A 13,488-nucleotide genomic window follows, 5' to 3' on the forward strand; every position below is an offset into this window, starting at 1 on the left:
GTCGTGCGCCCGTAGGAGGTCATGCCCGTGCGTCCCACCGTCCGGTTCACCGCCCTGTTCACCCTCACCGCGCTCGCCTCCACCTCGCTCGCCGCCTGCGGGAGCGGCTCCGGCAGCGATCCGGACACGGTGAAGGTCTCCTTCAAGCAGTCGACGGACAACTCCATCAAGGTGATGGACACCTACCTCGGCGACATCAAGAAGCAGTTCGAGAAGGCCAACCCGGGGAAGAAGGTCGAGCTGGTGCCGATCAAGGCGCCGGACTCGGAGTACTACACCAAGCTCCAGCAGATGCTCCGCTCCCCCAAGACCGCCCCCGACCTGGTCTACGAGGACACCTTCCTCATCAACTCCGACATCACCAGCGGGTACCTGAAGCCACTGGACGACTACCTGGCCGAGTGGAAGGACTGGGACCAGTTCATCGACACGGCGAAGGCGGCGGCCAAGGGCGAGGACGGCAAGACGTACGGCGTGCCGGACGGGACGGACACCCGCGGGCTCTGGTTCAGCAAGGACGTGTTCGCTAAGGCGGGGCTGCCCGCGGACTGGCAGCCGAAGACCTGGGACGAGGTCCTCGACGCCGCCCGCACCATCAAGGAGAAGGTGCCGGGCGTCACGCCGATCAACGTCTACACGGGCAAGCCCGCCGGCGAGATGGCCACCATGCAGGGCTTCGAGATGCTGCTGTACGGGACGGGGGACGGCGGCGCCGACCCGCTGTACGACAAGGGCGCCAAGAAGTGGATCACGGCGGGGCAGGGGTTCAGGGACTCCCTCGGCTTCGTCGAGACCGTGTACAAGGAGAAGCTCGGCCCGGAGGTCTCCGACGCGCTCGACCCCAACTTCTCCACCAAGATCCGCGGTGAGCTGCTGCCGCAGGGCAAGCTCGGGATCGCGCTCGACGGCTCCTGGCTGCCGCAGGACTGGCTGGAGGGCAGCGGGCACGAGTGGCCCGAGTGGTCGAAGGAGCTGGGGCTCGCCGCCATGCCCACACAGAACGGGCAGGCCCCGGGACGGGTGAGCATGTCCGGCGGGTGGACCTGGTCCATCCCGGACAAGGCCGGCAACCCCGACCTGGCCTTCGAGTTCATCAAGACGATGCAGACCAAGGCCAACGCCCAGAAGTGGTACGTCGCCAACTCCGGCATCGCGGTCCGCGAGGACGTCGCGAACGACCCCGCCTACGTCGACGCCCAGCCCGGCATCAAGTTCTTCACCGACCTCGTCGCCGACACCCACTACCGGCCCGCCTACCCGGCGTACCCGAAGGTGTCCGTCGCCATCCAGGAGGCGATGGAGGGCGTGACGACCGGCGACAAGTCGGTCGAGGAGGCCGCGCGCGGCTACGACGAGGCGCTCAAGGAGGCCACCGACAACCAGGTGGTGAGCAAGTGACGGCGACCGCGCCGGGCCGCGCCGGGCCGGGGGTGCGGAAGGCGTCGGCGCCCCCGGCCTCCGGCGGGCGCACCGGAACCGTCCGGCGGTCCCTCTTCCGCGCCCTGCCCGTCTCCCCCGCCGTCGTCCTGCTGCTGCTCTTCCTGGCCGGCCCGATCGTCTACTGCGTGGTCATCGCCTTCACCGACCTCCAGCTCACCGGGCAGGCCCAGGAGTCCTTCGTCGGCTTCGACAACTTCACCCGTGCCTTCAAGGACGAGGCGTTCCTCAACGCCGTGTGGCTGACCCTGGTGTTCACCGTGCTGTCCTCGCTGATCGGGCAGAACACCCTGGGCCTTGCGCTGGCCTCGCTGATGCAGCGGGCCTCGAAACCGGTCCGCACCCTCACCGGTGGCATCGTTGTCACGGCCTGGGTGCTGCCGGAGGTGGTGGCGGGCTTCCTGCTCTACGCCTTCTTCCGGCGCGAGGGCACCCTCAACGCCGTCCTGGACTGGCTCCACCTGCCCACCCAGAACTGGCTGTTCACGCTGCCGATCCTGGCGGTGTCCTTCGCCAACGTGTGGCGCGGCACGGCGTTCTCGATGCTGGTGTACTCGGCCGCGCTGAACGAGATCCCCAAGGAGGTCACCGAGGCCGCCGAGGTGGACGGCGCGAGCGGCTGGCGCCGGATGTGGCACATCACGCTGCCGATGATCCGGCGCTCCATCGGCACCAACCTGATGCTCAACACGCTGCAGACCCTGTCGGTCTTCGGGCTGATCTGGGTGATGACGCGGGGCGGGCCGAGCGGCAAGAGCCAGACGCTGCCGCTGTTCATGTACGAGCAGGCCTTCCAGAACAGCCTGATCGGGTACGGCACGGCGGTGGCGCTGCTGCTGTTGCTGATCGGCTCGCTGTTCTCGGTCGTGTACCTGCGCCTGCTGCGGACGGAGGTCTGAGATGACGGACACGCTCACGCCCCGCCCGTCCACCCGGACGGTCCGCCGTACGACCCCGGCCTCGCGGCGCAACCGGCGGCGGGCGGCCGCCGACGCCGGGCTGCTGGTGGCGGCCGCGGCCTTCGTGCTGCCGCTGGCCTGGGTGGTGCTGTCCGCCCTCGACCCGCACGCGAGCCTGCGGGTCAAGGTCCCCGACGGGGTGACGCTGGACAACTTCGACGCGGTCCTCACCCCGGAGATCACCTTCACCCCGCTGCTCAACAGCCTGATCCTGTGCGGCGGCGCGACGCTGCTGACGGTGGTGTGCGCGGCGCTCGCGGCGTATCCGCTCTCCCGCTTCCGGTCGCGGCTGAACCGGCCGTTCCTGCTCACCATCCTGTTCGCGACCAGCCTCCCCATCACGGCGATCATGGTGCCGGTCTACGCCCTGTTCGTGCGGGTGAACATGATCGACACCATGCAGGGGACGATCTTCTTCTTCGCCGCCTCGCAGCTGCCCTTCGCGATCTGGCTGATGAAGAACTTCATGGACGGGGTGCCGAAGGAACTGGAGGAGGCGGCCTGGACGGACGGGGCGTCGTCGTTCCAGTCGCTGCTGCGGATCGTGCTGCCGCTGATGGGCCCCGGGGTGGCGGTGGTGACGGTGTTCTCGTTCGTGATGATGTGGGGGAACTTCTTCGTCCCCTTCATGCTGCTGCTCTCCCCGGACCAGATGCCCGCCTCGGTCAGCATCAACGACTTCTTCGGCAACCGCGGCATGGTGGCGTACGGGCAGCTCGCGGCGTTCTCGATCGTCTACTCGACGCCGGTCGTGCTGCTGTACGTGCTGATCTCCCGGCGGCTGGGCGGGGGCTTCGCGCTGGGCGGGGCGGTGAAGGGGTGAGCGGCGGGGGCGCACCCCGGCCGGCGCGCCCCCGTACGTTCCTACAATCCGTATCGCTGGCCGAACAGCCCGTAGTCAGCGCCGCCCCGGACCCCTACGGTGTGGCGCGTGCGCCGACCCTCACCCGGCCCGAGCCAGTCGGGCCCCCCGTTCAACGCCCTCGCCGCCCGCCGGCTGCGTGCCGCCCTCAACATGGGGCCCGAGCACGTCGCCCACGGCATACGGGTCTCGTACGGGCTGCCGTACGTCACCCCCGACCTCGTCATCGCCTGGGAGCGCGGCACCGCCGCCCCCGAGGGCCCGGAGCTGACCGCGCTCGCCGGGGTGCTGTGGTGCTCGCCGGGTGAGCTGCTCGGGCGGCCGCAGTCGCTGCGCGAGCACCGCGTCGCCCGCGGTCTGGCACCCGAGGACGTGGCCCGTGCCGTCGGACTCGGGCTCTCCGCCTACCAGCGGATGGAGGAGGCGGACGACTGGCGCGGCACCGACCGGCAGTCGGCCCAGCTCGCCGACGTGCTCGGCCTCACGCTGCCCGACTTCGTGACCGTCACGGGGCGCGAGGAGAAGCTGGCCGAACTGCTCACGAGCGCGGTGACCACCCGCTGGCAGGGCTGTGTGCGCCCGATCGGCAAGCTGGCGCCGCTGGACCGGCGGGTGCTGGAGAACGTCCTCCAGGTGCTGCACCAGGACTACCAGGGGCGGATGGCCGCCACCCTCAGCTGGGGCGGCGGCGCCCCCGAGTCCAGCGCCGGGGGCCGGGACTTCCTGGACCGGATCGTGGAGCACTTCTGGACGGCGGTCGAGAAGCACCCGTAGCGCTCCTCCAGCGCTCGGTTCGGCGGCTAGAAGACCGACTCCGCCTCGTCCATCCGGTCCTTCGGCACCGTCTTCAGCTCGGTGACCGCCTCCGCCAGCGGCACCATCACCACGTCCGTGCCGCGCAGCGCCGTCATCCGGCCGAAGTCGCCCCGGTGCGCGGCCTCCACCGCGTGCCAGCCGAAGCGGGTGGCGAGCACCCGGTCGTACGCGGTCGGGGTGCCGCCGCGCTGGACGTGACCGAGGATGACCGGCTTGGCCTCCTTGCCGAGCCTGCGCTCCAGCTCGAAGGCGAGCGCGGTGCCGATGCCCTGGAAGCGCTCGTGGCCGAACTTGTCGATGGCGCCCTTGCCGTAGTCCATGGTGCCCTCGGCGGGGTGGGCGCCCTCGGCGACGCAGACGACGGCGAACTTCTTGCCGCGGGCGAAGCGCTCCTCGACCATCTTGACCAGGTCGGCCGGGTCGAAGGGCCGCTCGGGCAGGCAGATGCCGTGGGCGCCGGCGGCCATGCCGGACTCCAGGGCGATCCAGCCGGCGTGCCGGCCCATGACCTCGACGACCATCACGCGCTGGTGCGACTCGGCGGTGGTCTTCAGGCGGTCCATGGCCTCGGTGGCGACGCCGACGGCGGTGTCGAAGCCGAAGGTGCGGTCGGTGGAGGAGATGTCGTTGTCGATGGTCTTCGGCACGCCGACGACCGGCAGGCCCGCGTCGGACAGCATCCGGGCGGCGGTGAGGGTGCCCTCGCCGCCGATCGGGATCAGCGCGTCGATGCCGAAGTTCTGGATCATGTCGCCGGCGTTCTCGCAGGCCTCGCGGAGCCGGTCGCGCTCCAGGCGGGAGGAGCCGAGGATGGTGCCGCCGCGGGCCAGGATGCCGCTGACCGCGTTGAGGTCGAGGGTGCGGTAACGGCCGTCCAGCAGCCCGGCGTAGCCGTCCTCGAAGCCGATGACCTCGTCGCCGTAGTTGTCGACCGCTCGGTGCACGACCGACCGGATCACTGCGTTCAGGCCGGGGCAGTCGCCGCCTGCGGTGAGAACTCCGATACGCATCGTGCTGTGTCTCCTGCTCGCTGTTGACACCGGTGAGCCGATCCAATTGTTTCACGGCCCGACCGCCGACGGACGCCGGCGGACGCTGACGGGCGCCATAACCATGGCCGGAGGTACTGTCAAGAGGATTCCGCCCATCCCCTCAGCCCGACGAAACGCCCAGCCAGACGAAACGGAGAGCACGCGTGACGCGCAGCGTGTACGTGACCGGTATCGACCGCGGCGACGGCCGCCAGGTCGTCGAGCTGGGGGTGATGGAACTCCTGACCCGGCAGGTCGACCGGGTCGGCGTCTTCCGTCCCCTGGTGCACGACGGGCCCGACCGGCTCTTCGAGCTGCTGCGCGCCCGCTACCGGCTCTCGCAGGACCCGGCGACGGTCTACGGCATGGACTACCAGGAGGCCTCCCTCCTCCAGGCCGAGCAGGGTGTGGACGAGCTGGTGTCCGCGCTGGTCGACCGGTTCCACCTGGTCGCGCGGGACTACGACGTGGTCCTCGTCCTCGGCACCGACTACGCCGACACCCAGTTCCCGGACGAGCTGTCGCTGAACGCACGGCTCGCCAACGAGTTCGGCGCCTCGGTCCTCCCCGTCGTCGGGGGCCGCAGGCAGAGCGCCGAGTCGGTGCTCGCGGAGACCCACAACGCCTTCCGCGCCTACGACGGGCTGGGCTGCGACGTGCTGGCCATGGTGACCAACCGGGTGGCGCGCGAGGACCGGGACGAGATCGCCGAGCGGCTCGCGCACCGGCTGCCGGTGCCGTGCTGGGTGGTGCCGGACGAGCCCGCCCTGTCCGCGCCGACGGTCTCCCAGATCGCGCACGCCCTGGGCGCCGAGATCGTCCTCGGCGACGACTCGGGGCTCGCCCGCGACGCGCTGGACTTCGTCTTCGGCGGGGCCATGCTGCCCAACCTGCTGGCCGCGCTGACCCCGGGCTGCCTGGTCGTCACGCCGGGCGACCGCGCCGACCTGGTGATCGGCACGCTGGCCGCGCACAGCGCCGGCACCCCGCCGATAGCCGGGGTGCTGCTGACCCTGGACGAGGTGCCGGGCCAGGGCATCCTCACCCTCGCCGACCGGCTGGCCCCCGGCACGCCGGTGCTGTCGGTGGCGGGCACCAGCTTCCCCACCGCCGAGCAGCTGTTCTCCCTGGAGGGCAAGCTCAACGCCGCCACCCCGCGCAAGGCGGAGACCGCCCTCGGCCTGTTCGAGCGGTACGTCGACACCGCCGAGCTGAACCAGCGGGTCTCCGCCCCCAGCAGCGACCGCGTCACGCCGATGATGTTCGAGCACAAGCTGCTGGAGCAGGCCCGCTCCGACCTGCGCCGGGTCGTCCTGCCGGAGGGCACCGAGGAGCGGGTGCTGCACGCGGCGGAGGTGCTGCTGCGCCGGGGCGTGTGCGAGCTGACGCTGCTCGGACCGGCCGAGCAGATCCGCAAGAAGGCCGCCGACCTGGGCATCGACCTCGGCGGTGCGGAGCTGATCGACCCGGCCGCCAGCGAGCTGCGCGACTCCTTCGCCGAGAAGTACGCCGCCCTGCGCGCCCACAAGGGCGTGACCGTGGAGCTGGCGTACGACGTGGTCTCCGACGTGAACTACTTCGGCACGCTGATGGTGCAGGAAGGGTTCGCCGACGGCATGGTGTCGGGGTCCGTGCACTCGACGGCGGCCACCATCCGCCCGGCCTTCGAGATCATCAAGACCAAGCCGGACGCGGCCATCGTCTCCTCCGTCTTCTTCATGTGCCTGGCCGACAAGGTGCTGGTCTACGGCGACTGCGCGGTCAACCCGGACCCGGACGCGGAGCAGCTCGCCGACATCGCCGCCCAGTCCGCGTCGACGGCGGCGCAGTTCGGCGTGGAGCCGCGGATCGCGATGCTGTCGTACTCGACCGGCACGTCCGGTTCCGGCGCGGATGTCGACAAGGTGCGCGAGGCCACCGAGCTGGTCCGTTCGCGCCGCCCGGACCTGAGCATCGAGGGGCCGATCCAGTACGACGCCGCGGTCGAGCCGTCGGTGGCGGCCACCAAGCTGCCCGGCTCGGCGGTCGCCGGGCAGGCCAGCGTGCTGGTCTTCCCCGACCTGAACACCGGCAACAACACCTACAAGGCGGTGCAGCGCTCGGCCGGTGCCATCGCGGTGGGCCCGGTGCTCCAGGGCCTGCGCAAGCCGGTCAACGACCTGTCGCGGGGCGCGCTCGTGCAGGACATCGTCAACACCGTCGCCATCACGGCGATCCAGGCCCAGCAGTCCCCCAGTGAGAAGGCATCCGACCTGTGACCGGCACCCGTGTCCTCGTCCTCAACTCCGGCTCCTCGTCGGTGAAGTACCAGCTGATCGACATGCGCGACGGCGAGCGCCTGGCGGCCGGGCTGGTCGAACGCATCGGCGAGCGGACTTCGCGGCTGAAGCACACCCTCGTGGCCGCCGGCGACACCCGGGAGCAGGAGGGCCCGATCGCCGACCACGAGGCCGCCCTGAAGGCGGTCGCCTCCGAGCTGGGCCGGGACGGTCTGGGCCTGGACTCCCCGGAGCTGGCCGTGATCGGGCACCGGGTGGTGCACGGCGGCGAGTTCTTCAGCGAGCCCACTCTCATCGACGAGAGTGTGCTCACGGAGATCGAGCGGCTGATCCCGGTCGCGCCGCTGCACAACCCGGCCAACCTCACCGGCATCCGCACCGCGCAGGCGCTCCGTCCCGACCTGCCCCAGGTGGCGGTCTTCGACACCGCGTTCCACACCACGATGCCTCAGTCCGCGGCGCGCTACGCGATCGACCCGAAGATCGCCGACCGGTACCGCATCCGCCGCTACGGCTTCCACGGCACCTCGCACGCCTACGTCTCCCGGGAGACCGCGCGGCTGCTCGGCCGGGCGCCCGAGGACGTGAACGTGATCGTGCTGCACCTGGGCAACGGCGCGTCGGCCTCGGCCGTGCGGGGCGGCCGGTGCGTGGACACCTCCATGGGGCTGACGCCTTTGGAGGGGCTCGTGATGGGTACGCGCTCGGGAGACATGGACCCGGCCGTCATCTTCCATTTGATGCGCGTTGGGGGAATGTCCGCCGACGAGATCGACACTCTTCTCAACAAGAGGAGCGGCCTGTTCGGTCTGTGCGGCGACAACGACATGCGGGAGATCCGCCGCCGGGTGGACGAGGGCGACGAGCAGGCGGCCCTGGCCTTCGACATCTACATTCACCGGCTGAAGAAGTACATCGGCGCCTATTACGCCGTTCTCGGCCGGGTGGACGCGGTGGCCTTCACCGCCGGGGTCGGCGAGAACGCCGCGCCGGTGCGGGAGGCGGCCGTGGCGGGCCTGGAAGGGCTGGGCCTCGCGGTGGACGCCGGGCTGAACGCCGTACGGAGCGGCGAGGCGCGGCTGATCTCGCCCGCGGGGGCGCGGGTGGCGGTGGCGGTGGTACCGACGGACGAGGAAATGGAGATCGCGACACAGAGCTATGCACTTGTGAATGAATCGGAGAATCCCCGTCTCACCTGAGCGGCATCCCGCCCTTTTGTATTTTCCGCCAGCCGGAATATTCCGCGCCGAAACAAACCGATAGGATGGCCCCCATGCGCCGTTCGAAAATCGTCTGTACTCTCGGCCCCGCGGTCGACTCCCACGAGCAGCTCGTCACGCTGATCGAAGCCGGCATGAACGTGGCCCGCTTCAACTTCAGCCACGGCACCCACGCCGAGCACCAGGGCCGTTACGACCGGGTCCGGGCCGCCGCCAAGGAGACCGGCCGGGCCATCGGTGTCCTCGCCGACCTCCAGGGCCCGAAGATCCGCCTGGAGACCTTCGCGGAGGGTCCCGTCGAGCTGGTGCGGGGTGACGAGTTCACCATCACCACCGAGGACGTCCCCGGCGACCGGACGATCTGCGGCACGACGTACAAGGGCCTGCCCGGCGACGTCACCAAGGGCGACCAGGTGCTCATCAACGACGGCAACGTCGAGCTGAAGGTCACCGAGGTCGAGGGCCCCCGGGTGAAGACGATCGTCATCGAGGGCGGCGTCATCTCCGACCACAAGGGCATCAACCTGCCGGGTGCCGCGGTCAACGTCCCCGCGCTGAGCGAGAAGGACGTCGAGGACCTGCGTTTCGCGCTGCGCATGGGCTGCGACCTGGTCGCCCTCTCCTTCGTCCGGGACGCCAAGGACGTCGCCGACGTGCACCGCGTGATGGACGAGGAGGGCCGCCGGGTCCCGGTGATCGCCAAGGTGGAGAAGCCCCAGGCGGTCGACAACATGGAGGACGTCGTGATGGCGTTCGACGGCGTGATGGTCGCGCGCGGCGACCTGGCCGTCGAGTACCCGCTCGAGAAGGTCCCCATGGTGCAGAAGCGCCTGATCGAGCTGTGCCGGCGCAACGCCAAGCCGGTGATCGTGGCGACCCAGATGATGGAGTCGATGATCACCAACTCCCGGCCGACCCGCGCCGAGGCCTCCGACGTGGCCAACGCGATCCTGGACGGCGCCGACGCGGTCATGCTGTCCGCCGAGTCCAGCGTGGGCGCTTACCCGATCGAGACGGTCAAGACGATGTCGAAGATCGTCACCGCCGCCGAGCAGGAGCTGCTCTCCAAGGGCCTCCAGCCGCTGGTGCCGGGCAAGAAGCCGCGCACGCAGGGCGGTTCGGTGGCCCGGGCCGCCGCCGAGATCGCCGACTTCCTCGGCGGCAAGGGCCTGGTGGCCTTCACCCAGTCCGGCGACACCGCCCGCCGGCTCTCGCGCTACCGCGCCTGCCAGCCGATCCTCGCCTTCACCACCGACGAGTCCACCCGCAACCAGCTGGCGCTCAGCTGGGGCGTGGAGCCGCACGTGGTGCCGTTCGTGAACAGCACCGACGAGATGGTCGACCTGGTGGACCAGGAGACGGTCCGGCTCGGCCGGTTCAACGACGGCGACATCGTCGTGATCACCGCCGGTTCGCCCCCCGGCGTGCCCGGCACCACCAACATGGTCCGGGTGCACCACCTGGGCGAGACGCGGCGCGGCTGACGACGCACGGCCCCCGCGGGCTCCCGTACGGCGCTGAGGGCGCCCCCTGCCACAGGGGGCGCCCTCGGGCGTCGGTGCGGGGCCTGCTCAGTCGGTCGTGTACTGGTGCAGTCCCGGGACGTGGAGCGTGCCGCCGAACTGGCCGGCCTGGACCACCGTCACCTTGGTGAAGTAGATCAGCGGGATGTCCAGCGGCGGCGGGTGCTCCGGGTCGAAGGTGATCGGGATCAGCCCCAGCAGGTTGCCGGAGATGCTCTCGGTGTACATCACCGTCTCGCCGTCGCGGATCGTGGACGTGGAGCCCTTGGCCGCCTGCACGTGGTAGGTCTTGCCGGACTGCTCGTCCTTCACCGTCTGGTGCAGGTCGCCGATGTCGGTGCCGTTGGAGATGACGTACTTGAGCACCTTCTTGGTGGTGCCGTTGGCCGTCTTCACCTGGACGACGCCCTTGTAGGAGGCGCCCTTCAGCAGCAGCGAGCTGGCGTTGAGGTACCACGGGTCGTCGGGCAGCGGCAGTTTGTTGTCGACGCCGCCCTCCTCGTCGGTGGCGACCGGGCAGTCGTCGGCGTCCTTGCCCGCCTCGTCGGCGCTCTCGGAGGCGTCGGGGCTGGGCGTGGCGGTGGCGTCCTCCTCGGCCTTCGCCGCGTCCTCCTTCGCCTTCTGCGCCGCCTCCTTGGCCGCCTCGGCGGCCTCGTCCACCGTGTCCTTGGTGTCCTCGGCCGCCTTCGACGCCGTGTCGGTCGCGCCCTCGACGGTGTCCTTCGCGGTGTCGGTGACCGCGTCGGTGGTGTCCTTCAGCGCGCCGGAGGCGTCGCCCGCGCTCTCGGACGCGGACGGGGTCGGCGTGGGGCTCGGGCTCTCCTCGGCCTTCTTGCCGCCGGTGAAGATGCCCTCGATGGCGTCGCCGAGACCGTCCAGCAGCCCGCCCTTGTCCTCCGACTCGGACGGGGAGGGCTCCGTGGCGCTCTGACCGGACGCCTCCTGGCTCTGCGACGCGGAGGGGCTCGGGTCGGGGGCGGCCTGATCGTCCTTGGCGCCCTTGCCGTCCTCGTCGTCGGAACCTGAATCCGACGAAGAGGAGTCGTCCTGGTCCGAGCCGGTGCCCTGCTCCCCGGTGGAGGCCGAGGGGTCGGGCTCCTTCGTGTCGTCCTTGCCGTCCTCGGCACCGTCGCTCGCCGAGGGCGAGGGGGTGGGCGACTCGGACGGGTCCTTCTCGGCGTCCTCGAGGGCCGCCACGCAGTCCTTGTACTCGTCGGCCGTCAGGCTGTTGGAGGGCGGCGCCGCGTCGTTGCCGTCGGCGATGGCGAGCGTCGGCGTGAACCCCATCCCCATCAGGACGGCCGTGGGCATCGCCGCGATGGCTATCGCCTTGCCGGCCGGCATGTGGAACCTGGTGAACAACGGCTTCTTGGGTGCCGCGTGGCGCGGCCCGGTTCTCACACGGGACGACTCCACGTCAGTCCCGCGGGTCACCTCGTCAGCCGGCACTGTGCCTCCCGTTCGCCCCGTTGGCCGGGCTCGTTCCTGACAGATCGTGCGCCCCCGGTGCCATGAAGGCCTGGGAGGGCTCCCCGTCGTCCATTCCGCCCCGCGGCCCCGGCACCGTGGGGTCGGCCGCCTGCGTGCCGGGCTCCGGGAAGCCGGGGAACGCGGTGTCGCCGGCCGCGGGGACCGCGCCCTCGGGCGCGTCGTCCGTGCCCTTGCCCTCCAGCGGCGGCTCGGCCTGCGGCGGCTCGCCCGGCACCCACGACACGGCCATGGCCCCGCCGATCAGCGCGAACAGGAAGCCGATGAGGAAACCGCCGAGGTTGGAGACGGGGATGGACACCAGCGCCAGCAGGATCGCCGCGACGCCCGCGAAGACCCGGACGTGCTTCTGGAACCACAGGCTGACGCCCAGGACGACCAGCAGCACGCCGATGATCAGGGACCCGGCGCCCGCGGTGGTGGACATCGCCAGCGTCAGATGGCCGATCTGGAGGTTCGCGTACGGGAAGTAGGCGATGGGGAGTCCGCCGAGCGCGACGAACAGGCCGGCCCAGAACGGCCGCGCGCCTCGCCAGGCACGGAACTGCAGCCTCCGGCGGGTGAACTGGCCGGCTGCGGCAGGAGTCTCGGCGCTCATGGAAAACAGCTCCCTGGTACGGCTTTGCTGTGGTGGAGATGTGGACCGCGGGTGAAGACGCGGCCGGAGAGGGGACGGGCGGGGGCGCCACCGGCTCCCCCGCCCGTCAGCGAGTGCTTAGTAGCACTCCTTGACACCCTTGGACAGCGACATCTTCAGACCGCTGAGCTTGAAGGTTCCGGCGGTGGTCGCCCACGCCGTCTGCTTCACACCGGTCAGCGTGGCCGAGTCGGCCTGCTGCGCGAATCCGTTGGGATTCGTGGTGTCGCCCTTCTTGATGCCGGGACCCTTGTTGGCGTCCTTGGCGGCCACACCGATGTCGATGCCGCGGAACGTGGCATCGGCCTCGAGGTCCTCGACGTCGATGTACAGGTTCTCCGCCTTGACCGGGGTGTCCCCACCGCCGGCCTTCAGCATGAGGCTGACCGAACCGATCAGCGGGATGTCCGGGGTGACCACGGACTGGCACATGTTCTTGATCTGCGCGGACTTGAACGCCGAGACCGCGACGGGGTGAGCCGCCTTCTCGCCCTTCAGCGTGTAGCCCGAGTCGATCGCGCCGTACTGCATAAAGCCCGTACCGTCGAGCCGGTCCGCCGTCACCTTGAACGACTGGCCGGACACGCTGAACGACGCGGCGAGAGCGCCCTGCGCGAGCGCGACGCCTATCGCAGCCGTGGCGGCGACGCTGGGCACCATGACCACAGCGAACCGCTTCCATCTGGTCCCGCCACGCACCTGGGACTCCATATTTCCTCCTTCTCGGACGTACATCTCCTGGCCTCGGCTCCGTCGCCAGTCGGCGACTCGGCCCGGCAGGGATGGGAGAAGTGCTACGTCCTCGGGAAGGAGAGCGCCCGCACTCGGCGGCACGTACAACGCGCCCGAATAACCGGCGATCACCCCCGAGCGACAACCACTGGTCGCGCCTGACACGCATCACGCACAACCCTGCTGGACAGGCTTCGCCGGATGAGCGAAGACCCCCCTGCCCAAGGGCCGGCATCACTGCCGCCGACCCTGCTCGGTGGGGACCCAGGAACCCCCGCCACCCGACCGGCTGTCGGGGTACGGGAATGGACCGAGCGTCGCCGATCGTGGTGCATTCTCGCCGTCGACACAAGGGGGTTCGTTACTGGCTAGTAGCGGCCGTGTGACGGCGGGACGACACACCGGCCCCGAACGGCGACGCTGGGTGTGCCAAACGGGCGGAACAAAACTATTGATCGATGGACAGAGTCCGACAGATCGACGCCGTCGACTTACTGGCAGTAA

General features: G+C 70.3%; 11 protein-coding genes. 7 read left to right on the forward strand and 4 right to left on the reverse strand.

From position 1 onward, the window contains the following. The first annotated feature begins 21 nt into the window (after nt 1-21). From K7854_RS04865 to K7854_RS04880, 4 genes are all read left to right on the forward strand, one after another. Nucleotides 22-1,398, forward strand: coding sequence for an extracellular solute-binding protein (locus K7854_RS04865; protein ID WP_226025098.1), 1,377 nt, complete (start codon nt 22-24; stop codon nt 1,396-1,398). Further along, nucleotides 1,395-2,336: a carbohydrate ABC transporter permease gene (locus K7854_RS04870; RefSeq protein ID WP_226025099.1), complete on the forward strand. Its 942-nt coding sequence runs from the start codon at nt 1,395-1,397 to the stop codon at nt 2,334-2,336. Before K7854_RS04865 ends, K7854_RS04870 begins: the two co-directional genes overlap by 4 nt. Before the next feature lies 1 nt (nt 2,337). Next, the gene (locus K7854_RS04875; protein WP_226025100.1) at nt 2,338-3,219 is read left to right on the forward strand and encodes a carbohydrate ABC transporter permease; all 882 of its coding nucleotides are present in this window, start codon (nt 2,338-2,340) and stop codon (nt 3,217-3,219) included. Between the two features lie 99 nt (nt 3,220-3,318). Next, nucleotides 3,319-4,032, forward strand: a complete 714-nt coding sequence (locus tag K7854_RS04880; protein ID WP_226025101.1) for a helix-turn-helix domain-containing protein — start codon at nt 3,319-3,321, stop codon at nt 4,030-4,032. A 26-nt stretch (nt 4,033-4,058) separates the two neighbouring features. Here the strand turns inward: K7854_RS04880 and K7854_RS04885 are convergent, their stop codons facing one another. Continuing rightward, complete coding sequence (locus K7854_RS04885; RefSeq protein WP_226025102.1) at nt 4,059-5,084, reverse strand: ATP-dependent 6-phosphofructokinase; 1,026 nt, start codon at nt 5,082-5,084, stop codon at nt 4,059-4,061. Between the two features lie 185 nt (nt 5,085-5,269). Here K7854_RS04885 and pta point away from each other — a divergent pair, with 185 nt between their 5' ends. From pta to pyk, 3 genes are all read left to right on the forward strand, one after another. Then, nucleotides 5,270-7,363, forward strand: a complete 2,094-nt coding sequence (gene pta / locus K7854_RS04890; protein WP_226025103.1) for a phosphate acetyltransferase — start codon at nt 5,270-5,272, stop codon at nt 7,361-7,363. After that, nucleotides 7,360-8,583, forward strand: coding sequence for an acetate kinase (locus tag K7854_RS04895; protein ID WP_226025104.1), 1,224 nt, complete (start codon nt 7,360-7,362; stop codon nt 8,581-8,583). The genes pta and K7854_RS04895 overlap by 4 nt, the downstream gene beginning before the upstream one ends. Nucleotides 8,584-8,657: 74 nt before the next feature. Beyond that, on the forward strand, nt 8,658-10,088 hold the full coding sequence (gene pyk, locus K7854_RS04900) for a pyruvate kinase (RefSeq protein WP_226025105.1): 1,431 nt from the start codon (nt 8,658-8,660) through the stop codon (nt 10,086-10,088). An 87-nt stretch (nt 10,089-10,175) separates the two neighbouring features. Here the strand turns inward: pyk and K7854_RS04905 are convergent, their stop codons facing one another. The 3 genes from K7854_RS04905 to K7854_RS04915 all read right to left on the reverse strand — a co-directional run bounded on the left by K7854_RS04905 (nt 10,176) and on the right by K7854_RS04915 (nt 12,963). After that, nucleotides 10,176-11,576, reverse strand: a complete 1,401-nt coding sequence (locus tag K7854_RS04905; RefSeq protein ID WP_226025106.1) for a hypothetical protein — start codon at nt 11,574-11,576, stop codon at nt 10,176-10,178. Next, entirely contained in the window at nt 11,566-12,213 is a 648-nt protein-coding gene (locus K7854_RS04910; RefSeq protein WP_226025107.1) for a DUF6114 domain-containing protein, read from the reverse strand. Before K7854_RS04910 ends, K7854_RS04905 begins: the two co-directional genes overlap by 11 nt. Before the next feature lie 117 nt (nt 12,214-12,330). Next, nucleotides 12,331-12,963, reverse strand: a complete 633-nt coding sequence (locus K7854_RS04915) for a DUF6230 family protein (protein WP_226025108.1) — start codon at nt 12,961-12,963, stop codon at nt 12,331-12,333. Between the last annotated feature and the right edge of the window lie 525 nt (nt 12,964-13,488).

Source organism: Streptomyces hyderabadensis, assembly GCF_020404845.1.
GTDB lineage: Bacteria > Actinomycetota > Actinomycetes > Streptomycetales > Streptomycetaceae > Streptomyces > Streptomyces hyderabadensis.

Bases quoted from the DNA above. Each gene is read 5' to 3' on its own strand.
- K7854_RS04865 (WP_226025098.1), top strand. From the start codon at position 22: ATGCCCGTGCGTCCCACCGTCCGGTTCACCGCCCTGTTCACCCTCACC.
- K7854_RS04875 (WP_226025100.1), top strand. From the start codon at position 2,338: ATGACGGACACGCTCACGCCCCGCCCGTCCACCCGGACGGTCCGCCGT.
- K7854_RS04885 (WP_226025102.1), bottom strand. From the start codon at position 5,084: ATGCGTATCGGAGTTCTCACCGCAGGCGGCGACTGCCCCGGCCTGAAC.
- pyk (WP_226025105.1), top strand. From the start codon at position 8,658: ATGCGCCGTTCGAAAATCGTCTGTACTCTCGGCCCCGCGGTCGACTCC.
- K7854_RS04910 (WP_226025107.1), bottom strand. From the start codon at position 12,213: ATGAGCGCCGAGACTCCTGCCGCAGCCGGCCAGTTCACCCGCCGGAGG.
- K7854_RS04915 (WP_226025108.1), bottom strand. From the start codon at position 12,963: ATGGAGTCCCAGGTGCGTGGCGGGACCAGATGGAAGCGGTTCGCTGTG.